Origin of the sequence: Halorubrum sp. 48-1-W, assembly GCF_003287355.1 — an archaeon.
Lineage (GTDB): Archaea > Halobacteriota > Halobacteria > Halobacteriales > Haloferacaceae > Halorubrum.
In genome coordinates, this window is the sequence record NZ_QMIM01000005.1 from 33454 (window position 1) to 55515 (window position 22062).

At 68.1% G+C, this 22062-nt stretch carries 23 protein-coding genes; 16 read left to right on the forward strand and 7 right to left on the reverse strand.

Going from position 1 to position 22062, the window contains the following annotated elements; genetic code table 11:
- Positions 1-44: 44 nt before the first annotated feature.
- The 5 genes from DQW50_RS03660 to DQW50_RS03680 form a co-directional block, all read right to left on the reverse strand.
- Entirely contained in the window at positions 45-1226 is a 1182-nt protein-coding gene (locus DQW50_RS03660; protein WP_112077957.1) for a thiamine pyrophosphate-dependent enzyme, read from the reverse strand.
- A gap of 22 nt (positions 1227-1248) precedes the next feature.
- Complete coding sequence (locus DQW50_RS03665; RefSeq protein ID WP_112077958.1) at positions 1249-1731, reverse strand: hypothetical protein; 483 nt, start codon at positions 1729-1731, stop codon at positions 1249-1251.
- Positions 1732-1798: 67 nt separating this feature from the next.
- Positions 1799-2839 carry an NAD(P)-dependent alcohol dehydrogenase gene (locus tag DQW50_RS03670; protein ID WP_112077959.1) on the reverse strand — a complete coding sequence of 347 codons (1041 nt, stop codon included), beginning with the start codon at positions 2837-2839 and terminating at the stop codon, positions 1799-1801.
- A gap of 105 nt (positions 2840-2944) precedes the next feature.
- Positions 2945-3637, reverse strand: a complete 693-nt coding sequence (locus tag DQW50_RS03675; RefSeq protein ID WP_112077960.1) for a J domain-containing protein — start codon at positions 3635-3637, stop codon at positions 2945-2947.
- A 75-nt stretch (positions 3638-3712) separates the two neighbouring features.
- Positions 3713-3970 (reverse strand): MTH865 family protein, encoded by a 258-nt coding sequence (locus DQW50_RS03680; RefSeq protein ID WP_112077961.1) that lies wholly within the window; start codon positions 3968-3970, stop codon positions 3713-3715.
- Between the two features lie 114 nt (positions 3971-4084).
- Here DQW50_RS03680 and DQW50_RS03685 point away from each other — a divergent pair, with 114 nt between their 5' ends.
- From DQW50_RS03685 to DQW50_RS03725, 9 genes are all read left to right on the forward strand, one after another.
- A complete protein-coding gene (locus tag DQW50_RS03685; RefSeq protein WP_112077962.1) occupies positions 4085-5173 on the forward strand; it encodes a M42 family metallopeptidase in 1089 nt (362 codons plus the stop codon).
- A gap of 181 nt (positions 5174-5354) precedes the next feature.
- Positions 5355-5990 (forward strand): IS6 family transposase, encoded by a 636-nt coding sequence (locus DQW50_RS03690; protein WP_112077963.1) that lies wholly within the window; start codon positions 5355-5357, stop codon positions 5988-5990.
- A 70-nt stretch (positions 5991-6060) separates the two neighbouring features.
- Positions 6061-6342 (forward strand): 50S ribosomal protein L44e, encoded by a 282-nt coding sequence (locus tag DQW50_RS03695; protein ID WP_066414660.1) that lies wholly within the window; start codon positions 6061-6063, stop codon positions 6340-6342.
- Positions 6343-6344: 2 nt separating this feature from the next.
- Complete coding sequence (locus DQW50_RS03700; protein ID WP_112077964.1) at positions 6345-6518, forward strand: 30S ribosomal protein S27e; 174 nt, start codon at positions 6345-6347, stop codon at positions 6516-6518.
- A gap of 17 nt (positions 6519-6535) precedes the next feature.
- Entirely contained in the window at positions 6536-7336 is an 801-nt protein-coding gene (locus tag DQW50_RS03705) for a translation initiation factor IF-2 subunit alpha (RefSeq protein ID WP_112077965.1), read from the forward strand.
- A 32-nt stretch (positions 7337-7368) separates the two neighbouring features.
- On the forward strand, positions 7369-7548 hold the full coding sequence (locus DQW50_RS03710) for an RNA-protein complex protein Nop10 (RefSeq protein WP_112077966.1): 180 nt from the start codon (positions 7369-7371) through the stop codon (positions 7546-7548).
- A gap of 153 nt (positions 7549-7701) precedes the next feature.
- A complete protein-coding gene (locus DQW50_RS03715) occupies positions 7702-8457 on the forward strand; it encodes a proteasome assembly chaperone family protein (RefSeq protein ID WP_112077967.1) in 756 nt (251 codons plus the stop codon).
- A 134-nt stretch (positions 8458-8591) separates the two neighbouring features.
- Positions 8592-9758, forward strand: a complete 1167-nt coding sequence (locus DQW50_RS03720; protein WP_112077968.1) for a thiolase domain-containing protein — start codon at positions 8592-8594, stop codon at positions 9756-9758.
- Positions 9755-10201 carry a Zn-ribbon domain-containing OB-fold protein gene (locus DQW50_RS03725; RefSeq protein ID WP_112077969.1) on the forward strand — a complete coding sequence of 149 codons (447 nt, stop codon included), beginning with the start codon at positions 9755-9757 and terminating at the stop codon, positions 10199-10201. Before DQW50_RS03720 ends, DQW50_RS03725 begins: the two co-directional genes overlap by 4 nt.
- A gap of 90 nt (positions 10202-10291) precedes the next feature.
- On the opposite strand, the gene DQW50_RS03730 is transcribed toward DQW50_RS03725, so the two are convergent.
- Entirely contained in the window at positions 10292-11059 is a 768-nt protein-coding gene (locus tag DQW50_RS03730) for a VOC family protein (protein WP_112077970.1), read from the reverse strand.
- 169 nt (positions 11060-11228) lie between these two features.
- Here DQW50_RS03730 and DQW50_RS03735 point away from each other — a divergent pair, with 169 nt between their 5' ends.
- From DQW50_RS03735 to DQW50_RS03745, 3 genes are all read left to right on the forward strand, one after another.
- The gene (locus DQW50_RS03735) at positions 11229-11471 is read left to right on the forward strand and encodes a hypothetical protein (protein ID WP_112077971.1); all 243 of its coding nucleotides are present in this window, start codon (positions 11229-11231) and stop codon (positions 11469-11471) included.
- A 31-nt stretch (positions 11472-11502) separates the two neighbouring features.
- Complete coding sequence (locus DQW50_RS03740) at positions 11503-11934, forward strand: EamA family transporter (protein ID WP_112077972.1); 432 nt, start codon at positions 11503-11505, stop codon at positions 11932-11934.
- A gap of 86 nt (positions 11935-12020) precedes the next feature.
- Positions 12021-13466 carry an MATE family efflux transporter gene (locus DQW50_RS03745; protein WP_112077973.1) on the forward strand — a complete coding sequence of 482 codons (1446 nt, stop codon included), beginning with the start codon at positions 12021-12023 and terminating at the stop codon, positions 13464-13466.
- A gap of 61 nt (positions 13467-13527) precedes the next feature.
- Here the strand turns inward: DQW50_RS03745 and DQW50_RS03750 are convergent, their stop codons facing one another.
- Positions 13528-14727 carry an iron-containing alcohol dehydrogenase family protein gene (locus DQW50_RS03750; protein ID WP_112077974.1) on the reverse strand — a complete coding sequence of 400 codons (1200 nt, stop codon included), beginning with the start codon at positions 14725-14727 and terminating at the stop codon, positions 13528-13530.
- A gap of 226 nt (positions 14728-14953) precedes the next feature.
- Here DQW50_RS03750 and DQW50_RS03755 point away from each other — a divergent pair, with 226 nt between their 5' ends.
- The 4 genes from DQW50_RS03755 to DQW50_RS03770 all read left to right on the forward strand — a co-directional run.
- A complete protein-coding gene (locus tag DQW50_RS03755; protein ID WP_112077975.1) occupies positions 14954-18142 on the forward strand; it encodes a tubulin-like doman-containing protein in 3189 nt (1062 codons plus the stop codon).
- A gap of 7 nt (positions 18143-18149) precedes the next feature.
- Positions 18150-19592: a hypothetical protein gene (locus tag DQW50_RS03760; RefSeq protein WP_112077976.1), complete on the forward strand. Its 1443-nt coding sequence runs from the start codon at positions 18150-18152 to the stop codon at positions 19590-19592.
- A gap of 6 nt (positions 19593-19598) precedes the next feature.
- Entirely contained in the window at positions 19599-21314 is a 1716-nt protein-coding gene (locus DQW50_RS03765; RefSeq protein ID WP_112077977.1) for a collagen binding domain-containing protein, read from the forward strand.
- Between the two features lie 2 nt (positions 21315-21316).
- Positions 21317-22062: carboxypeptidase-like regulatory domain-containing protein (locus DQW50_RS03770; RefSeq protein WP_133258790.1), on the forward strand; the 746-nt coding region annotated here is incomplete at its 3' end.

A 22062-nucleotide genomic window follows, 5' to 3' on the forward strand; every position in this document is an offset into this window, starting at 1 on the left:
AGGCGGGCGAACCGATCCCGGGAGGCGGGGGCTCGGGCTCGGCGTCACTCCCCGAGGTCGAACGCGCCCTCGCCGTGTTCCTCGACCGCCGCGAGCAGCTCGTCGCGCTGGCGGCGCAGTTCGAGCGGGAGGTCGGCGTAGGCGTGGTCGAACATCGCGGCGGGGTCCGCCTCGACCGCCTCCGCGGCGTCTATCGCCTCCGCGACCAGGTCGTCGGCGCGGTCGTGCGCCGCCGCGACGCCCTCGTCGTCGATCCGGCCCGTCTCCCGGAGGAACGCCTCCATGCGGTCGATCGGATCGATGGCTCGCCAGGGGTCGACCGCGTCGTCGTCGCGGTAGGCGGTGGGGTCGTCGGCGGTGGTGTGTGCGCCGTACCGGTACTCGACGAACTCGACGAGCGTCGGCCGGGTCGGCGCGTCCCGGACGATCCCCGCTCCGTCCGCGTCCTCGCTTCCCGTTCCCCCGGCGTTCCGGGCGCGCTCGGCCGCCGCCCGGGTGACGGCGTAGCTCGCCAGCGGGTCCATCCCGTCGACGCGGACGCCCTCGAAGCCGTAGGCGGCCGCCTTCCCGGCGAACGTCGCGCTCGCGGTCTGGCGCTCGCGCGGGACCGAGATCGCCCAGCCGTTGTTGTGACAACAGAACAGCGTGGGCGTGTCGAAGACGCCGGCGAAGTTCAGCGCCTCGTGGAAGTCGCCCTCGCTCGTCGCGCCGTCGCCGAAGTGACACGCCACCACGCGGTCCTCCTCGCGGTAGTCGAACGCCCACGACGCCCCGACCGCGTGCGGCAGGTGCGCGGCGATCCCGATGTTCAGCGGGAAGACGTTCCCCTCGGCGATCGCCGCCGTCCCCGCCTCGTGGCCCATCCAGTACGGGAGGTACTCGGCGAGCAGGTCGCGGGCGACGACCGCACCGTGCTCGCGGTACTGGTAGCTGATCAGGTCGCGATCGCGGAGCGCGTGCGTCGACCCGACCGCCGACCCCTCCTGGCCGGCACACGGCGCGTACGTCCCCATCCGGCCCTGCCGCTGGAGGCTGACCGCGCGCTCGTCGAACCGACGGGTGGTGACCATGTCGCGGTAGATCGTCCGGAACGTCTCGTCCGACAGGTCAGGAACGGTCGCGTCCGGGAGCGGGATCCCGTCCGGCCCGAGGACGCGGTAGACGTCCTCGTCGGCGAGGGGGTCGGCGGCGGAGTCGTCCGTCTCGTCCGTACCGTCTTCGTCCATGCGCGTCGAGTGTGTGCCGTACTCACAAGGAGTTGGCGGTCGCGGCGGCGTCCCGACGCGTCTCCTCCCGTCGGCGGACGTACGCGAACGGCAGCCCGACGAGGGTCCCCGCGAGCGCCGTTGCCCCGAGCACGAACCCGACCAGAAGCGGGACGGGGCCGGCCGTGAGCATCTCGACGCCCCAGACGGCCACGAACCGCCCGCTCCACACCGCCCCGGTTGCGAGCGCGGTGAGCAGTCCGAACACAGCCCCCCGGGGATACGTGTAGGACGCCGGCCGTTCGACGAGCATCCACCAGAACCCCGCGCCCGCGACGAGCGCCGGGCTCGCGAGGAGAGGTATCGAGAGCACGGCCGGGAGGCCGATCACCTCGGCGAAGAGTCCGAGTACGTCGGCGAGGAGGACCGCCGTCACCGTGGCACAGCAGAACGCGTAGCCGCCCGCGAGGAGCGACCACCGTTGCGGGGACGAAAGCCCGGATCCGGACGGGAGAGAGGCGTTCATGCTCGACGGTCGCGGATCCATCGTATAGGCGTTTTCGTGAGTGAAACCCCGATTTGAGTCTCCGTCCCTAGGGCGTGATCACGGCGCGGCCGTCGATCTCGCCGTGTTCGAGCTTCTCGGCGACCGTGTTGACCTCGCCGAGGCCGTACCGGCTGGTGTGGAGGTCGACGTCCCCCTGCTCGACGAGCGCGACCAGCTCCTGGAGCTCCGCGTAGCGGCCGACGATGTTGCCGACGAACGAGAACTCGCCGTTCACGAGCGCCTGGGCCGGCTCGTGGACGTGGCCGCCGTAGCCGATGATGTGGTGGTCGCCGCCGGCGGCGGTGATGTCGGGGGCGTACGCCGTGGTCACGTCTTCGCCGACGAAGTCGAGCACCTGCGCGGCGCCCTTCCCGTCCGTGATCCCGTCGAGCTCCTCGCGGACGTCCGCCTCGCCCGGGTTGATCACGTGGTCGGCGCCGTACCCCTCCGCGAGGTCGAGCGCGGACTCCTTCAGGTCGACCGCGGTGATCCGGGCCGCGCTCATCGCGTCGAGACACTGCAGCCCGATGTGGCCCAACCCGCCCACGCCGATGACGACCGCGTGGTCGCCGGGGTTCAAGCGGGCGACCGCCTTCTTGACTGCGTGATAGGCCGTGATCCCCGCGTCGGCGTGCGGCGCGATGTCGATCGGCTCGACGCCCCGCGGGAGCGGGATCACCGAGCGCTCGCTGGTGTGGAGGTACTCCGCGAAGCCGCCGTCGGTCGTCAGCCCGTTGAACGCGTCGTTCTCGCAGTACATCGTCTCGCCGAGCCGGCAGGGGCGACAGGTACCGCAGGTCTGGACCGGATGACAGATCACCGGATCGCCCTCGGAGACGAGTCCGACGTCCTCGCCCGTCTCGACGACCGTCCCGGCGTTCTCGTGGCCGAGCGTCATCGGGAGCTCCTGGGGGACGTACTCCTCCCACATCCCCTCGATGATGTGGTTGTCGGTCTGACACCATCCCGCCCCCTCGACCTCGACGATCACGTCGTCCGCGCCCGTCGCCTCCGGGCGGTCCACCTCGTCGATCGTGAGCCCCTCGGTCATGTCGTCGGTGTACTCGTGGAGTCTGGCTGCGCGCATGCGATATGATATCACATCTAATCACATAAACGTTCGTTAAAAACACGTCGGGGCAGCCCCCGGTGATCGAACCGGATCGGACGGGACGACGGCGGTGCGGACGGGTCAACGACCGAACCCGTATCCGCGCTGCCGGCCCTCCCGGCCGGCCCGACCGCCCCCGTCCGCTCGGTCGGACGCGGCCGCGTTCCCGTCGGCGTGGTCGCTGGCGGTCGCGTACGCCTCCTGGACCCGGCGGAACGCCGCCTCGTCGCCGCCACGGTCGGGATGGGTCTCCTTCACCCGTCGGCGGTAGGCCCGCTTCACCTCGTCGGCGTCGGCGTCGGCGGCGATCCCGAGCTCGTCGAAGGCGTCCTCGGCCGAGTCGCGTCGGCCCGACCGCCCCGGATCGGGGCCCCAGTCGGGTTCGGTCACGTCGAACGGGAGCCGCCGACCGAGCCCGCGGCCGGGCATCTCGTGTTCGCACAACACGGCGTGGACGTCCTCGCCCTCGAGCCGGAAGTAGTCGTGTGCGTCGAAGGTCACGGCGACGCCGCGCGCCGGGAGGTAGAAGGGGACGACGACGCCGCCGACGGCGTACTCTTCGAGGAAGCGCTCGCCGATCGCCGTGAGGTACCCGCGGATCTCCCCGCGGCGGCGCGCGTCGCTGTTCGAGGTCCCGTCGGTCGAGGAAACCTCCTCGGGGAACAGCCGCTGGCCGAGGTAGAAGACGACGGCGACGCCGACGGAGGCGGCGACGCCGAGTGCGACCCCCACGAGCACCCACTGCGGGACGACGCCGGGAGCGGCCACGGTCACGGGCGACCTAACGGCCGCGTGTACATCAACCCCTCGCCGGCGGGTGGCCCTCGGATCGGGGCCCGCCGACAGCCCCTAGATCAGGTCCTTCGCCTCGAGCGCCTCGAGGATGTCGTCGACGAGCTCCTCGGCGGTGTCGTACGGGAAGTCCTGGTCGCTGCCGAGCTTGGCGGCGAGCTCCATCGCGGTGAAGCTCACGTCGCCGGCCTCGAACTTCGTCGCCGGGCCGTCCGGCAGCGCCGGGACGAGGTCCATCTGGTTCTGGACGGGGAAGTCCGCGCCGCCGAACGCGTCCATGAACTGTTCGCGGAGTTCCGCCTTGACGTCCGTCATGCCCCCATCTCTCCGGAGGGACCGCAAAAGCGTTGTGGAACAACAATGAATCTGTTTACCGTTCTCGGAACGACACCCGACGGTATTTTGCCCGTGGCCGTGTCGGTTCCGTACATGCCCACTGCGCCCGACGACCCGTTCGACGGCGACGACGCGCTCGAGGAGGACCTGCTGTACGAACTGACCGAGGCCCGCGGGGTTCCGGGGTACGAGGACCGCGTTCGGGAGATCGTTCGCCGCGAACTGGCCGACGCCGTCGATCGCGTCCGCACCGACGCGATGGGGAACGTGGTCGGGACGATCGAGGGCGACGCGGACCCGGACTACTCGGTCGCGGTGGCGGCCCACATGGACGAGATCGGCTTCATGGTCCGCCACGTCGACGACGACGGCTTCGTCCAGGTCGACGCGCTCGGCGGGTTCGACCCGCGCGTGCTCCGGGCCCAGCGCGTGACCGTCCACGGCGAGGAGGACCTCACCGGCGTCATCGGCTCCGTCCCGCCGCACACGCTCACCGACGAGCAGAAGGAGGCCGACGACGATGTCTCGGACGTCTTCATCGACCTCGGCCGCGACGCCGACGCGGTCACCGAGCTGGTGAGCGTCGGCGACCTCGTCACGCTCGACCAGACGACGACGCGGATGGGCGACTGCGTGACCGGGAAGGCGCTCGACGACCGCGTCTGCGTCTTTACGATGCTCGAGGCTGCACGGCGGATCGACGACCCGGACGTGACGGTCCACTTCGCTGCGACGGTCCAGGAGGAGGTCGGGCTCCGCGGCGCGCACGCGCTCGGCGTCGATATCGACCCGGACCTCGCGATCGCGCTCGACGTCACCGTCGCCAACGACGTCCCGCAGATCGGCGAGGCGGCGGACGCGGTGACGCGGCTCGGCGACGGCGCGGCGATCAAGCTCAAGGACTCCTCCGTGATCACGAGCCCGAAGGTTCACCGGCGGCTGACGGCGGTCGCCGAGTCGAACGACATCGACCACCAACACGAGGTGTTGCCGGCGGGCGGCACCGACACCGCCGGCTTCCAGACGCCCGGCGGCGCGAAGCCGGTCGGCGCGATCTCGATCCCCACGCGGTACCTCCACACCGTGACAGAGACGGCGGACCTCGGCGACGTCGCGGCGACGACAGACCTCCTGACGGCGTTCCTCGAGTCGGAGACGGGCGAGCACGACTACACGCTGTAGGGACGCATCCGGGCCCGCCGTAGGGACGCATCCGGGCCCGCCGTAGGGACGCATCCGGGCTCGCTGTAGGGACGGACCCGGGCCGGAGTTCGCCGGCAGCACGGCCCTCGCGTCCGCGGTCCACGCCGACGGTGTTCAGATAAGGATTGAAAGGTGAGGCGGTGCGTTTTCAAAGTGATTCATGCCCGAAAACGCCCGCCTCAGCGGCTGTTTAGACGAGATCAACTTAGAGTTTGTGGAGCGAGAAGCAACACCGAAGTTGTTGATGAAGCTCAGTATTCAGCTCCACCTTGCTGGATTATCGCTTTCGAATACTGTTTCGTTTCTTGAGGTATTTGGTGTTGATCGGGTTCGATCCACTGTTCACAACTGGGTTCACAAGGCCGATCTACAGCCGGAATCTGGTCGGAGCCCGAATCACGTTGCGGTTGATGAAACGGTGATTCAGCTTGACGATGAACAATATTGGCTGTACGCTGCCGTCGATCCCGACTCAAACGATTTACTCCACACAAAGCTTGAGCCAACAAGAACGAACGTGATCGCAGATCAGTTTTTCGCGGAACTCCGCGAAAAACACGACGTGGATGACGCGATCTTTCTCGTTGATGGTGCGGTTCCACTTCACCGAGCATGTGAAAAACATGGCCTCGATTTCAGATACGAACGACATGGAAATCGGAATAGCGTCGAACGTGTCTTCCGTGAGGTAAAACGTAGAACTGTCTGTTTCTCAAACTGTTTTAGCAACGCCGAAGCAGAAACTGCTGACGAGTGGTTGAGATCGTTCGCCTTCGCATGGAATCAGCTTATCTGAACACTACCTCCACGCCAGACCAAACCCGTTTTAAGCGTCGGCGTCGAATCGCCTCCCAAGGTAGATATCCATGGAAATGCCACGCCGCTTCAATACGTACTGCCCTCACTGTGACTCCCACCAGGAGCACGAGGTCGAGAAGGTCCGGTCGGGCCGGGCGACCGGCATGAAACGCGACGCGCGACAGCGACGCCGCGCGCTCGCGACGATCGGCAACGCCGGCGGGTACTCGAAGGTGCCCGGTGGCGACAAGCCCACCAAGAAGACGCACCTGAAGTACCGCTGCAGCGACTGCGGGAAGGCCCACATGCGCGAGGGATGGCGCGCGGGCCGGCTCACGTTCCAGGAGTGACCATGGCGGGAAGCTTCCTCCGCGTGGCCTGTGCGGACTGTGAGAACGAACAAGTCGTCTTCGGCAAGGCGTCCTCGGTCGTGTCGTGTGCCGTCTGTGGCACCACGCTCGCGACGCCGACCGGCGGGGAGGCCGACCTGTACGGCGACGTCGTGGAAACCGTTGAGGCGCGGTAACCGCCTCGCCACCTGATATGAAGTACAGCGGCTGGCCCGAACCCGGCGAGCTCGTCGTCGGCGAGATCGACGAGATAGCCGACTTCGGCGTCTTCGTCGATCTCGACCAGTACGAGGGAAAACGCGGCCTGTGTCACATAAGCGAGGTCGCCTCCGGCTGGATCAAGAACGTCCGCGACCACGTCCGCGAGGGACAGACGGTTGTCGCGAAGGTCCTGGAGGTCGATCGGTCCTCCAACCAGATCGATCTCTCGATCAAGGACGTCAACGAACACCAGCGCAAGGAGACGATACAGGACTGGAAGAACGAGCGGAAAGCCGACAACTGGATGCTCATCGCGCTCGGCGAGGACGTCGACGACGACCGTTACACCGCGGTCGCCAACGCGCTCCTCCGCGAGTACGACTCGCTGTACGACGCCTTCGAGGCGTCGGCGATCCGCGGGCTCGAGGCGCTCGAGGGCGTCGAGGTGGACGACGACGCGGCGGCGGCGATCGTCGACACAGCCCGGGAGAACGTCTCGGTCCCGTACGTCGACGTCACGGGCTACGTCGACCTCGAGTCGACCGCCGCCGACGGCGTCGACGACGTGAAAGCCGCCCTGGAGGCCGCTGAGGGGAACGGCCAGATCCCGGACGGCGTCGAGCTCGAGGTGGGCTACGTCGGCTCGCCGGAGTACCGGATCAAGGTGCGCGCGCCCGACTACAAGACGGCCGAAGCTCAGCTCGAGGCCGCCGCGGAACGCGCCCGCGAGGCGATCGAGTCCGCCGGCGGCGTCGGCTCGTTCCACCGCGAACGACACGAGGACGACGAGTAACCGACGTCGCCTCCCCTTCGTTTCTACCACCCGTGCGCTCCGACATTCACGTCTGTTCCGACCCGGAGAACGTCCACGACCGCCCGGTGTACACGCTCGGCGACCGCTGTCCGGTCTGTGACGCGCCGGCAGAGAACAGCGCGCCGGCCCCGTTCGATCCCACCGACCGGTACGGGGAGTACCGTCGGCGGGCGCGGCCGGACCGCCCCTGAGACGGATCGCCCCTGATCCGGTCCGTCCCTGAGACGGATCGCCCCTGATCCGGTCCGTCCCTGAGACGGATCGCCCCGATCCGGACCGTCCCCGGACGACCCGTGCCAGCCGAATAGCCACCCTCTTGTGACCGCCGCTCGCACGGACACGACATGGACGACATCGAGATCGACGAGGTGGCGACGCCGGAGCTCGACGAGCCGGTGCTGATCGAGGGGCTCCCGGGCGTCGGCCACGTGGGGAAGCTCGCAGCCGAACACCTCCTCGAGGAGTTCGACGGCGAGCTCGTCCGGCGGGTGTACGCCACGGAGTTCCCGCCGCAGGTGAGCGTCGACGGCGAGGACGGAGTCGCGGAGCTCACCTGCGCGGAGTTTCACGCGGTCGAGACCGACGGGGCCGACCTGCTCGTGTTGACCGGCGACCACCAGGCGGGGTCGAACGCGGGCCACTACACGCTCACGTCGACGTTCCTCGACGTCGCCGAGTCGTTCGGCGCGGAGCGCGCGTTCGCGCTCGGGGGCGTGCCCACGGGCGAACTCGTCGAGGAGTACACGGTGCTCGGCGCGGTCTCCGAGGCCGCCATCGCGGACGGCCTCCGTGAAGCGGGCGTCGAGTTCCGGCCGGACGAGCCCGCCGGCGGGATCGTCGGCGTCTCGGGGCTCGTGCTCGGGCTCGGCGGCAGACGCGGGCTCGAGGCTGCCTGCCTGATGGGCGAGACGAGCGGCTACCTCGTCGACCCGAAGAGCGCGCGCGCGGTCCTGGAGGTGCTCGAGGAGCTGCTCGGCTTCGAGCTCGGCTACGACTCCCTCGAGGACCGCGCCGAGGAGATGGAGGAGGTCGTCGGGAAGATCCGCGAGATGCGGGACGGCCCGGCCGTCCCCGACGACGACCTGCGGTACATCGGCTAGGCCGTCGATCCCCTCCTCGCGTTCTCTCGGTCCGGCGTTCCAGCCCCGGTTTTTCCACCCGATCCGTGTCCCCGTCACGGACGGGCTCCGCCGTTCCGGCAGAGCTAAACACGGTCCGAAACCATCGATCGTGTATGACTGGGGTACGCGTCGCCGGCGTCGGACTCACGCGGTTCGGGAGCCACCCCGAGCGAACGGGTCGGGACCTGTTCGCGGAGGCTGCCGACCGCGCGTTCGCGGACGCCGGCGTCGACCGGGACGCCGTCGAGGAGCTGAACTACGGGAACTTCATGGGCGCGCTCGCGGAGCATCAGGGCCACCAGGCCCCGCTGATGGCGGAAGCTGCGGGCGTCCGCTGTCCGGCCACCCGCTACGAGTCGGCGTGTGCGTCCGCGGGCGTGGCAGTCCGGGAGGCGGTCCGCACGGTGTCGGCGGGCGACGCGGACGTCGTCGTCGCCGGCGGGATGGAGCGGATGACGAACCTCGACACCGCGGGGGCGACGGAGGGGTTGGCGATCGCCGCGGACGACCTCTTCGAGGTGCGGGCGGGGGTCACGTTCCCCGGCGCGTACGCGCTGATGGCGACCGCCTACTTCGAGGCCCACGGCGGGGAGAGAGAGGACCTCGCGCACGTCGCCTCGAAGAACCACGAGAACGCCCTCCCGAACGAGTACGCCCAGTTCCGAAAGGAGGTCTCGATCGAGGAGGCGCTCTCCGCTCCGCCGATCGCGGAGCCGCTTCACCTCTACGACGCCTGCCCGATCACCGACGGCGCGAGCGCGCTCGTGCTCGTCTCCGAGGAGTACGCGGCCGAGGCGGACCTCGACGCCCCCGTCGCCGTGACGGGAACGGGTCAGGGGACGGACCGGCTGGCGCTCGCGGACCGGGCGGAGCTCGCGGCGACGCCCGCAGCCGACGCCGCGGCGACCGCCGCCTACGACGACGCGGGGATCGGCCCGGCGGACGTCGACCTCGCGGAGGTCCACGACTGTTTCACGATCGCGGAGGTGCTCGCGATCGAGTCGCTCGGGTTCGCCGAGCCGGGCGAGGGGATCACGGCCGCCCGCGACGGGCTCACGACCGCCGACGGTGACCGCCCGGTCAACCTCTCCGGGGGACTGAAGGCGAAGGGGCACCCGGTCGGCGCGACCGGCGGCTCACAGATCGCGGAGCTGACGCGGCTGTTGCGGGGCGACCACCCGAACAGCGAGCACGTCCCCGACGCCGAGGTCGGCGTCGCCCACAACGCGGGCGGGACGGTCGCGAGCGCCGTCGTCCACGTCCTGGAGGTGGCGGAATGAGCGACGAGGCGACGGCCGACGGCGCCGCGCCGACCGCGAACGCCGGCTACGACGAGTGGATCGACGCGCTCGCGGACGGGACGGGCTACGCGCTCGTCTGCCCGGAGGGCCACGGCTCGCTCCCGCCGCGTCGCGTGTGCCCGGAGTGCGGGTCGTCCTCGCTCGCGGAGGAGCCGCTCCCGGATCGGGGGGAGATCGAGACGTTCACCGTCGTCCACGTCCCCTCGCCGCGGTTCGCCGACGACGCGCCGTACACCACGGCGGTCGCCCGGTTCGGCCCGGTCCGGCTGACGGGGATCGTCCGCGGCGTCGACGGCGTCGACGACGGCGACGAGGGCGCGGGCGGTGACGCGGTCGCTGTCGGAACCACGGTCGAGGTCGGCGTCGGGGAACGCGAGACCGACGGCGGGCGGATCGTCACCTTCCGACCGGTCGGGACGTAGACGTCGGCGCGTCGAAAAAGCGTCGGCGTTCGAAGGTTGATCCGCCGGCTCGGATCGTTTTCGGGCGTTTTCGGGCGTTTTCGGGCGTTTTCAGTCCTCGGTGACCAGTTCGACCTCGTGGCCGTCCTGGTCCTTCGTGAACGCGTAGCGGTGGTCACACGACTCGGGGTCGCGGTAGTCGGGCGCCTCGCGTTCCATCAGCCGCTCCCACGCGTCGTCGAGGTCGTCGACCTCGATCGCGAGGTGGCCCCACGCGTCGCCCAGCTCGTAGGAGCGACCGTCGTAGTTGTAGGTGAGCTCGAGCTTCATCGCCTCCTCCGGGGCGTCCTCGGGCGCGACGAAGTAGTTCGCGAACGTGTCGGCCTCCCATCGGTCGCGGGCCTCGCCGTACTCGAACTTGCGCGTCCAGTAGCCGAGCGCCTCGTCGGCGTCCTCGACGCGGATCATCGTGTGGTCGAGGCTCCACTTCGCGCCGTAGTCGCGCTTGACGATCTCGATCTCGTGGCCGTCCGGGTCCTTCACGAACGCGTAGCGGTTCCCGCAGGACTCGGGGTCGCGGTAGTCCTCGACGCCGTCCTCCATCAGCTCGTCGTACGACTCCTGGAGCGCGTCCTCGGGCACGCGCACCGCGATGTGGCCCCACGCGTCGCCCAGCTCGTAGGCGCGGCCGTCGTGGTTGTAGGTGAGCTCGAGGAGCGCGCCGGACTCGTGGACGTCCTCGGGGCCGAGGAACACGTTCGTGAACGTGTCCGCCTCCCAGCGACCCTTCTCCTCGTAGTTCAGGTGCGTCTCGTACCAGTCGAGGCTCTCGTCTAAGTCCTCGACGCGGATCATCACGTGGTCGAACGTGGACTCCATACCCGGCGGTTCGGCCGCTCGGTCCAAAAGCGTACTGAACCGGGAACTCGCGGGACTCGCTCGCCGGAGTCGATCGAGGATCGCCCTCCCGGTCCGGGAGCGGTAACGAAAACCGCCGTTTGTGCCTTCGGTTCGTATTTGACGTCCTCCCGCGTGATCCGAACACGGGATGAGCCACGACACGGGACCCACACGCGTTCGGACGGTCGTCCGCTCCGGTTCCGCCGGCGTCTCGGCGGTCGTGGAGCAGTTCGCGTTCTGGACGGCGATCGCGTTCCCCGCCGTCTACGTCGGGCTCGCGGTCTTCCGTGACCGGATCCCCGCGTTCGGCGCGGTGGTGTTCGCGCTCCTCGTCGCCAACGCCGTCGTACTGCTCGCGGGACACACCCACGAGCCCGGCCGGAGTCGGTAGCGACTTGCCGATCGGCTTCCACGGGGGGCGTATGGACGCCACCTATCTCCCCTACGCGCTCCTCGCGATGGGGGCGTACACGTTCGTCTCGCCGCTCATGCGGGTCGCGACCACCGGCCCCGACGCGATCCCCAGCGACGTCGCCGTCATCGTCTCGAACGTCCTGTTGGTTTCGATGGCGGTCGGCGTGGTGTGGTACACCGGCCAGGGCTTCACCTCCCACCTCGGCTCACCCAAACTCCTCCACGTGCTCGGAGCCGGGCTCTTCCTGGGCGTCGGCATCCTCGCGCTGTATCGTGCGCTCTCGCTCGGCCCCGTCAGCGTCGTGACGCCGATCTTCGCCATGTTCCTCGTGTTCTCCTCGCTGATCGGGGTCGTCCTCCTCGGCGAGTCGTTCTCCGCGCGCAAGGCGCTCGGGATCGCCTTCGCGGTCGTTTCCGTCTACCTCGTCTCCGGGACCTGATCCGCTGGAATCGACGGCGACGATCCGGAAACGCCCGCCGCGTGAGGAAACGCCTATAGCGACCGCAGGAAAAGGGGCCGTACTCAGTGTCCTCCCTCCCGAACCCGTTCCGGCTCGTCATCCTCTACATCGGCTTCGCGCTCGCGCGTCTCGGGCTGATCGATCGCCACCGCGTGGTCCGGACCACCGACCTGGCGTGGCCGCGGATCGTCACGGGGATCGCCCGGATGTCGAAGAACGCGGTCGACGTGGCGATGGTCGGCGCCGCTTTGGGCACCAGCGCGGTCGCCGGCGTCGGCTTCGCCGGCCCCTTCTGGGGGATCGCGTTCGCCATCGGCGGCGGCGTCGCCGGCGGGACGATCGCGCTGGTCTCCCAGCGCTACGGGGCCGAGGCGTTCCGGGAGCTCGGGGACGCGATCCGCGCCAGCACCCTGCTCGTGGTGGTGATAAGCGTTCCCGTCACGCTCGTCTTCTGGACGTATCCGACCGAACTCATCTCGCTCATCAGCAGTAACGAGACGGCGATCGCGTACGGCTCTGACTACCTGCGGATCGTCGGGATCGGCGTGCCGTTCGCGGGCTTGAACCTGGTCGGGGGGCGGGCGCTCGTGGGCTGTGACGACTCGTACACCGCGATGCAGCTCCGTGCCGGCGGGGCGATCGTGAACGTCGTGTTGAACGCGGGGTTCATCTTCGGGCTCGGCTGGGGCGTCGAGGGTGCCGCGCTCGGGACCGTCCTCTCGAACGTCGTCGTCACCGCGGCGTTCGCTGTCGGGATCGCGCGGGGACGGCTCCCGCTCCTCGGCGCGTTCCCCGTCGCGATCGACCCGTTCGGGTCGTACCTCAACCCGGACATGCTCCGCGACCTCGTCGAGATCGGCCTCCCCGTCGGGGCTCGGAACCTCGTGTGGACCTCGGCGGAGTTCCCCATGCTCTTCGTGCTCGACATCTTCGGCGAGAACACGGTGGCGGCGTTCGTGATCGCCCGCCGGATCTGGGGGATCATGAACACGCCCGGGTGGGGCTTCGGGCTCGCCTCCTCCAGCCTCGTCGGGCAGGAACTCGGCGGCGACGACCCCGCCGAGGCGGAGGCGTACGCCCGCGACATCATCCGCTTCTCCGTTGGGGCGTACCTCGTGAGCGCGGCGCTCATCGCGACGTTCGCTGGCGACATCGTCCTGCTCTTCGCCGACAGCGCGGACAGCCCGGAGGTGCCCATCGCGGTCAACCTGGTGTACGCCGCGTGTCTCGCGGTGGTCTTCCAGGGGATCTCCGGCGGGGCGGCGGGGCCGCTCGACGCCGCCGGCGACACGAAGGTGCCGTTCGCCAGCCAGTTCGTCGGGATGTTCCTGGTGTCGCTCCCGCTGGCGTACGTCGGCGCGACCACCCAACTCGGCCTGTGGGGGCTCTACCTGGCGTTCCTCGCCGAGACGACGATCCCCGCGACGATCAACTACTGGCGGTTCCGCTCGGGCAAGTGGAAGGCCATAAGCCTGGCGTACCGCCCCGACGCCACCGCCGTGGACGACTGACCCGACCGCTGTGGACGACTGACCCCGATCGATCCGGCACGTCGCGGTCGGCGAACCGCCCTCACCACGCCCCGCGGAGCACGCCCTCGATCCGCTCCGGTGAGGCGTCGATCCCGGGGGGCGCACGCTCCATCGGCGGGTCCTCGGCGATGAACTCGGCGATGGCGGGGAGGTCCTCCTCGCGGACGGCCCCGACGTCGCGGAGGCGGTTCGGAACGGGAAGCGCGTCGCGGACGTCCGCCACCGCGTCGACGACCGCCTCGGCGACCGCGTCGTCGTCGCGGCCCTCGGCGTCGATCCCGAACCCGACGGCGAGCGCCCGGCGTCCGGCGTCGACCTCCTCGAAGAGGTACGCGAGGACGTGCGGGACGACGACCGCGTGGATCGCGCCCTGCTGGACGTCGTACCGGCGGGCGAAGCCGTGACCGAACGCGTGGACGACGCTGATCTTCCGGTCGATCTGGACCAGTAGCGTCCCCGCGACCGCCCGGTCCATCGCGGCGGCCTCGTCGCCGGCGCGGTCGCCCGCGACGACCGGGAGCGACCGGGAGAGGAGCCGGGTCCCGTGGACGGCGGTCGCGTCGCTGACGGGGGAGGCGTCGCGGGCGTACACCGTCTCGATCCCCTTATCGAAGCCGTTCATCGCCGACCCGGCGAGGACGGACCGCGGCGTCGTCTCGAACAGGTTCGGGTCGAGCAGGTCGGCGACCGGCATCGCGGAACCGCTCACGGTGAGCGGGTGGCCCGTCGGCGACGCCTCGGCGGGGAGCACCTCGAGCGACCCGCCCGCGGAGAGGTCTGCCCCCGCGAACGTGGTCGGGACCACGACCACGGGAAACGCCGGCTCAGCGGTCGGGGGGGCGATCGCCCCCTCCCGCGCCTCCGCCTCGAGGGCTGTGAGGTCGCGATCGTCGGTTGCGAGGACGGACGCCTGTCTCGCCGTGTCGAGGCTGCTCCCGCCGCCGACGGCGACGAGGGCGTCGGCGTCCGCCGTCGACGCCGTCTCGAGCAGGTCGAAGGCGTCCTCGGCCCGCTTCTCGGGGGTCGTCCCGTCGAAGGTCCCCGCGTGCCGGTCGCCGAGCCCCGCCCGGATCGGGTCCATCAGGGCGTCGTTCGCGCCGACGTTCGCCCCGCAGACGACGAGCGCGCCGTCGATCCCCCGATCGGCGAGGTACCCCCCGAGGTCGGCGACCCGCCCGCGCCCGTACAACACGTCACAGCCGTGGTGCTGAGAGTCGAAGCGGTCCGCGATCGGCAACATGCCCACCCGTACCACGCGGGACCGTTTGTAACTGGGGGACGCGAACGAGTCGGATACATGATAGGATACTGCGCAGGATACTGCGCAGGATACTGTGGGAAACGAACGAGCCAAACCTATCACATAGAAAAAACGTGACCGTGGGCGTTCGTTTCCGAATCGTGTCAATATGGTATCCGGCCATCGAATAATTTATAGATAGTTGTAATGATCGTTGGATGTCAGCATGAATCTCCCAAGCAGGATATTTGCGATCGGGGGTGCTGGGAAGGCCATTACGTACGAGCTTCTGAAGGCCGATTGGGTCCAGGAGGCAGTCTTGCGACCCCGCCCGAACCCCGAGACGTTGACCGTGACCGTGATCGACACGGCGGAGGAGGAGGAGAACCGCGACCTCGAACGGATCAAGGAGATCGAACAACAGATCCAGGAGACGAAAGACCGGCTCCGTTCGGAACACACCGGCCGACCGGGGGAGATCACGATCGAGTATCTCCCGCTCACCCGGAACATCCAGCTCCACGACCAGAACGACCTCATCGGCGAGGAGGCGGTACCGCGGATCGCCTCGGGGGTCGGCATGGAGGAGGAGAACTGGTGGCTCCAACCGGAGTTCATCAACGAGAACCTCGATTTCGCCACCGGCGTCGTCCGGAAGCGCGGGCTGGGCAAGGGGCTCTACTACAAGGCGTACGCCGAGGACGACGACGTCCGGACGGCCATCGACCTCCCCGGCAGGGGGAAGGTCGCGGTCATCGCCGGCCTGGGCGGCGGCTCCGGCTCGGGAATCTTCATCGACCTCGTCAGACACCTCAAGCGCACACAGCGGACCGCGGAGATCACGCTGTTCGGCGTGTTACCGAACGACGACGAGGGGGACGCGGAGAACGCGAACGCGCACGCCGCGCTCTCCGAACTCGAGTACCTCAGCCTCCAGGACGAGGACCTGTTCAAAGACCGGATCCTCATCCCGATCGACCCGACCGGGTTCGGCGGGAAGAAGGCGAACATCCTCCAGAGCTCCGACGCGCTCTTGGAGTTCGACCGGGCGGCGATCTACCTCATCGCGACGTACTACAACATGATGGACATGGAGGACCCGTTCGCGGACACGCCCTCCTACGCCCCGTTCATCATCGGGATCCCGCAGGTCCTCCGGTACAACGTCGACGCGATCCAGGACGCGAAAACCGTCACGAAGGACATCCTGAACGCCAAACAGGACGCCCTCGAGTCGGAGGCGGACATCTACGCCGGCATCGACCGGTTCCTCTCGCGCGAGTGGAGCCCGGACGGGATGAACGGCGAGCTCCACGACTCCGACCGGACGGACCTCGAGACGCGGCTCAACAACGTGCGGTCGTTGCTCGAGCTCGACCTCTTCACCGAACTCGACTACGAGTCGGTCTCGATCTACCGAGAGATCGTCTCCGAAGCGGAGCTGGAGACGGACGACATCGTCGAGCTCATCGAGGTGATCGGCGGCTCGATCCGTGCCGGGACCGCCGAGGTGAACACCGACGGCGAACAGTTCGTCGACAGCATCGACAAACAGCTCGGCGACGTGATCCGCGAGGAACTGAACCGGCTCGCCCACCGGAAGGACCTGCTCGTGCGGCTTCGCGCCGTCGACGACAACCGCGTCGAGAGCACGATCAGCTACCTCCTCGCCCTGGAGGACGAGGGGATAAACGCCGGCGTCCGGCTCAACCAGCTCGAGGCCAAACTCGAGGAGGCCACGGAGCGCAGAGACCGGCTTCAGGCCGACCTCGAGGACGCGGACGAGGAGCTCGAAGAACGCCGGCGCTCCCAACAGGACGAGGTCGACCGCCGCGTCGACGAGTGGGAGCGGTCGGTCCAGCCGATCTACGAGGAGTACGAGGACTGCCGGTCGATCGACGCCGAGCGGCTGGGCGACGAACTCGAGATGGCGCTCGAGACGTACGCCCGCGAGGTGAAGAACGCGGAGACCGAAGACCAGCTCGAGGCGGTGAGCGACGGGGGAGTCCGGAGCACGCTCAACGAACTCTCCGAGGAGTTCGACCGCGTCGGGATCAACGTCTCCGACACCGAACGAGAGATAAACGCCTCGATAGCCGATCTGGCGGACGCGAAAGAGGCGTTCCTCCAGATGAACCAGGAGGAGGGAACCCTCGAGTCCATCCTCCCGTGGGACACCTCCGGCGAGGAGGAGCGCAAGCAGGCGCAGAAGAACTACCGGATGAAGCGCAACCAGCTCGACGACAACGAGGTGTTCACGATCTCCCGTGCCGGGGACTCGTTGTCGATCGAACTCGAGTTCACCGTCGACAGCCTCCTGCGGACGATAGAGGAGGAGCTCGATGCGCGCCGCCGCGACATCGTCACGGAGACCCGCGCCGAGCTCGAGACCGACAGCCCGCGGGCGCTCGAGGAGATCGAACGCCTGCTCGACTCCGGCACGAGCTTCTCCGAACTCGCCCGCGAGTTCGAGGAGCTGATCAAAGACGAGGTCATCGAGACCGACGACATCGAGCGCCGCCGCGACGAGCTCGAATCCGAACTCGAGGACGCGGAGCACAAAGCCGATCTGTACGACGGGACGGTCAGCCTCTTCGAGGAGCTCAACGGCCCGCGTGACGCGTTCATGAACTCACAGAGCCGATACCGCGATCTCCGAGAGAACTACAACGAGAGCCGGGAGACGTCCGTCTCGACAGAGGACGAGGAGTACCACTACGTCAAGACGGTCAAACCCCACGACATCCTCCAGCTCCGCGACGACGCCGACATCGCCGAGAGCAAGCTGTTCGACGACGAGACCGAGAAACAGCGGCTCCGCGGCTCCTTAGAGGAGCTCGCGAAGAACGCGCACAACCCCAAATACACCGGGATCCGGAAACGCCGGATCAGCGGCGACCGCTCCCGGTACAACGAGATGAACGTCGTCGTCGGGGTGATGAGCCGGGCGATAAACCAGATCGGCGACGTGGCCGACCTCAAACCCGTCTTCCAGGGCGCCTACAACCTAGGTGCCGGAAGCGAGAACTTCGCGTCGTTCCCGGTCGAGGCCGGCGGGAGCTGGGACATCGGACTCGGGATCTTCATCGACGGGATCTTCCTGGACAACCTCCGCGCGGAGGTCGAAGCCGACGGCTACCAGACCGGCTACCGGGCCAAGGAGGCGTCCGACGACACCGACATCCTGGTTCACCACACGTACGGCCTCGACGAGGGGTACTACGTCCGTCGGGACGAGGTGTTGAACCTCGAGAACCCCAACGACACCCAGTTCTTCCTCCGCGACGAGGGCGAGATCAAAGACGACCTCCTGGTGGAACACATCGAGCACGTCTCGTTCACCGGTGGGGAGGAACACGCGGACGGCACGGAGCAGGCGGACGCGCCCTCCGAGACCCTCGACGGGGGGGAGTGATCGATAGATGACGACGATCGGTGAGTTCCTCGAGGAAAACGGCGAGAAGGTCTTTCTCGTCGTCTACTTCGCCGTGATGGTGATCGTCGCCGGACCGCTCTTCCTCTCGCTCGGGGAGGCGTGGCAGGCGTCGGACATCGTCAGGCCGGCGATCCTCGCGTTGAACCCGCTTTTGGGCGTTACCCTCGAACAGTTCTCCGCGCTAATGTTCGGGCTCTATCTCGGGTTGTTGGTCCTCGTGACCCTCGATCCGAAGAAACGGGTCCAGGGGATCCTGCTGTGGCTGGGAACCGTCTCCGCGCTCGTCGGCCTGCTGTCGATCGGCCTGTTCATCCCGAACATCGACTTCGCGGCGAACGTCGTGTGGGTCCTCGCCGGGTTCGTCGGCGGCGGACTCGTCGGCGGCGGTCCCAAGCTCCTGGAGGTCCGGACGGCGTCGGCCCTCGAGTTCAGGCGCTCCGCGACGCTCCTGTTCTACCTGATCAGCGCGATCGTCGTCGGCGGGCTGATCGAGTTCCACCTCAACCTGCCGCAGGTCCTCCAGGTCACTGCCGACACGGTTCGGGTCGTGCCGCCGGCGCCGGACGTGAGCGTCGAGTGGTCCGGGATCGGCGTGAACACGCTCATGGCGGCGGTGTTCGTGGTCACGCTGCGCCGGTTCGTGACGTACGACGCCTCCGAGAACTTCTTCGTGTTGGGCCCGCAGGGGTCGGGGAAGTCGCTCTTCCTCGTCGGCAAGTACCTGGCCGCCCTCGACGAGGCCGTGGGCCGTGAGGCCGACACGCCGTTGAACCCGAGCAGCGACCTCATGGAGCTGGTCGGCTCGCTCGACGCGGCGTCGAAGGACACCGGCTGGAAGCTCGACGCGACCGGTCAGACCGACGTCGAGGACCTGAACTTCAACTACGTCGACGGCCGGGTGTTCCCGAAGAACATCGAGCTGTCGAGCCTCGACTACGCGGGCGAGTACCTCGAACGGCTCCCGAACGCGCTGATGAGCCCGGACGACGAGATCGACAACTCGACGCTCCGGCTCCTCGCCCAGCGGGTCCGAGATGCCAACACGCTGATCCTGATCATCGACGTCGAGCGGTACCACAACAACGAGCCGCTGGAGATAGAGCCGTACTTCGACATCCTGGACGTCGCCTCGAACAAGGACGTACTGCTCGTCGCGACGAAGTGTGACATCCTCGCCGAGGAGTTCCGCGACAAGCAGGCGCTCGAGGCCCACCAGTACTTCGACGAGTTCCGGGAGTTCGTGAGCGAGACGCTGATCGAGAACAACCAGACGGTTCGGACGCTCGTACAGGACACCTCCGGGTCGGACATCCACCCGGTGTACTACCAGACGACGACCGACGAGAACGGGGAACGCGTCCCGATGCGCGACCGCAACGGGAACGTGATGACCGTCGGGTTCGACGAACTCCTCGAAAAGATGGGGTGAACACGGATGCCATCACTACGCGTATACGACACGAGAGGAAACGAACACTCGCCGACGGGCGGCGGTAGCCGATCGAACGAACGGGTGAAGAAGGACCTGGGTCCCGCCGGCGTGAGACTCGCGATCGAGGCGGGGCGTGAGCGCAAGTTCACGATGTTCTTCCGGGCGCGGGAGACCCGGAACGCCCGCGCCGAACAGTTCTACGCGGTGTACTCGACGCGGAACGGCTCGATGCGGGAGTTCATGGACGCGCTTCGCGACCGGATCGAAGACGAGTGGGGGTACACGATAGACGACTCCGCCGACGACATGAGCGTCTTCCGGGCGCTCGACGCCGGTCAAACGTCGCTCCCGGGAAGCGACCAGGACCGCGCGATACTCGAGGAGCTGATCGGGTCGCGGCAGGGCGGGACCGTCGGCGTGCGCGACGCCGAGAGCGCGCTCGGGCTCGTCAACGAGTTCATGGGCACGTACAACCGCGCCGCCGTCGCCGACTCGCCGGAGTCGAACGCCCTGTCGGAGTTCGACCTGGTCGTCGCCCCGAACGGGTCGAGCGGTATCGTTCCGGTCGGCGACACCGAAGACCGGTGGGAGTCGACGAAGGAGTCGATCCGGAGCCGGCTCATCGACGCGGAGATCGCCTCGATCAACGAGTCGGTCCAGACGCTCTCGCGGGAGCACGGCCTCTCGAGTTCCGAGATCCGGAGGCGGGTCAGCCAGCGTGTCCCGGCGTTGAGCGCGCCGGACACCGGCGGGTCGACGGCCGACCGACTCGCGAGTTCGGGCTCCTCGAGCCGGTTCGACATGGCGGAGATCGGCAAGTACGTCGCCATCGGCGCGCTCGTACTGCTCGTGTTGATCGCGGGCTTCTTCGGCGCCTCCGCGTTCGGGGTGATCGGCGGCAGTGGCGGCGACGACGGCGGCGCCGCGGCCGCGTCGATCAACGGGACCGTGGTCGACGCCGACGGCGAGCCGATCGGTTCGGGGGTGGAGGTGACCATCGAACGGGTCGCTGACGACAACGCGACCGAGAGCGACGGCGGGATGAACACGACGACAGACGGCGGGAGCTTCGCCTTCGAGAACGTCTCGACCGGAACCTACGAGATCTCCGCCGAGTCGACGGACGCCTTCGAGTACGGTGCCCAGGAGATCGAGGTCGACGAGAACGGAACCGACGGGGTCGAGGTCGCCCCGGCCAGCGCGACCGTGAACGGAGCGGTCGTCGACGCGGAGACCGGCGAGCCGCTCTCGACCGACGGCGACGGGGAGGTCGACGCCTCGATCGAACTCGTCGACGGGAACGGCGAGTCCGTGGCGACAGCGACGGGCGGCAGTTACGAGTTCTCCGTCGACGACCTCGACGGGAGCTACACGGTGACCGCCGAGGCCGACGGCTACGAGTCGGCCGATCACACCGTCGACTCGTTCGGCGATCAGGCCGACATCGAACTCGAGTCAACGGGAGTGACGCTCTCGGGGGAAGTCACCTCGAACGGAACCGTCGTCTCGGATGCAACGGTCGAGGTGACGGTCGTAGCTGGCGACGTGCGGACGGTGACAACCGGCTCGTTCGGAAACTACGAAATAACTGGACTCCCCCCGGGTAGCGACTATCGTGTCGAAGTGAATGCCGAAGGATACGAGACGAAAGCAGAGACCATCGACCTCAGTGGGGAGACCCAAGAGAAAGACTTCGATCTAGATCCGTCCGAGTCGTAGTTATGCGCCCCGACCGGACGCTCTCTGGAACCGATCTGAGGATAACCGTCGGTGAACGAGCCGGGACGGAAACACACTGGGAGACGTTCGACGGGCGAACCGCCGACGGCGACGCGGTCGCCGTCAGATCACTTTGTGGGACGGCCCCAGAGGACGAGTACGACAGGTTCGACTCGCTCGCGACGCAATGGGGAAACATCTCGGGTCGCGAAACCGCCCGAACGCTTCTCGACTGGGGAACCGACCCCGAGCCGTGGGTCGCCGTTGAGTACGTTCCCGGCGAACTCGAGACGCTCGCGACCGGCGGGAGCGTCGAGGCCGCGCTCGATTGCGACCTCGCGACGCGTGCCGATCTTCTCGCGGACGTCTGTGAGGCGATCCGGAGCTACGGTCGCTACGGATCGACCCCGTATCACCTCCGGATCGGTCCGGAATCAGTAGTCTTTCGTGAGGATCCGAACGGAACCGACGGGGTCGAGGTCGCCCCGGCCAGCGCGACCGTGAACGGAGCGGTCGTCGACGCGGAGACCGGCGAGCCGCTCTCGACCGACGGCGACGGGGAGGTCGACGCCTCGATCGAACTCGTCGACGGGAACGGCGAGTCCGTGGCGACAGCGACGGGCGGCAGTTACGAGTTCTCCGTCGACGACCTCGACGGGAGCTACACGGTGACCGCCGAGGCCGACGGCTACGAGTCGGCCGATCACACCGTCGACTCGTTCGGCGATCAGGCCGACATCGAACTCGA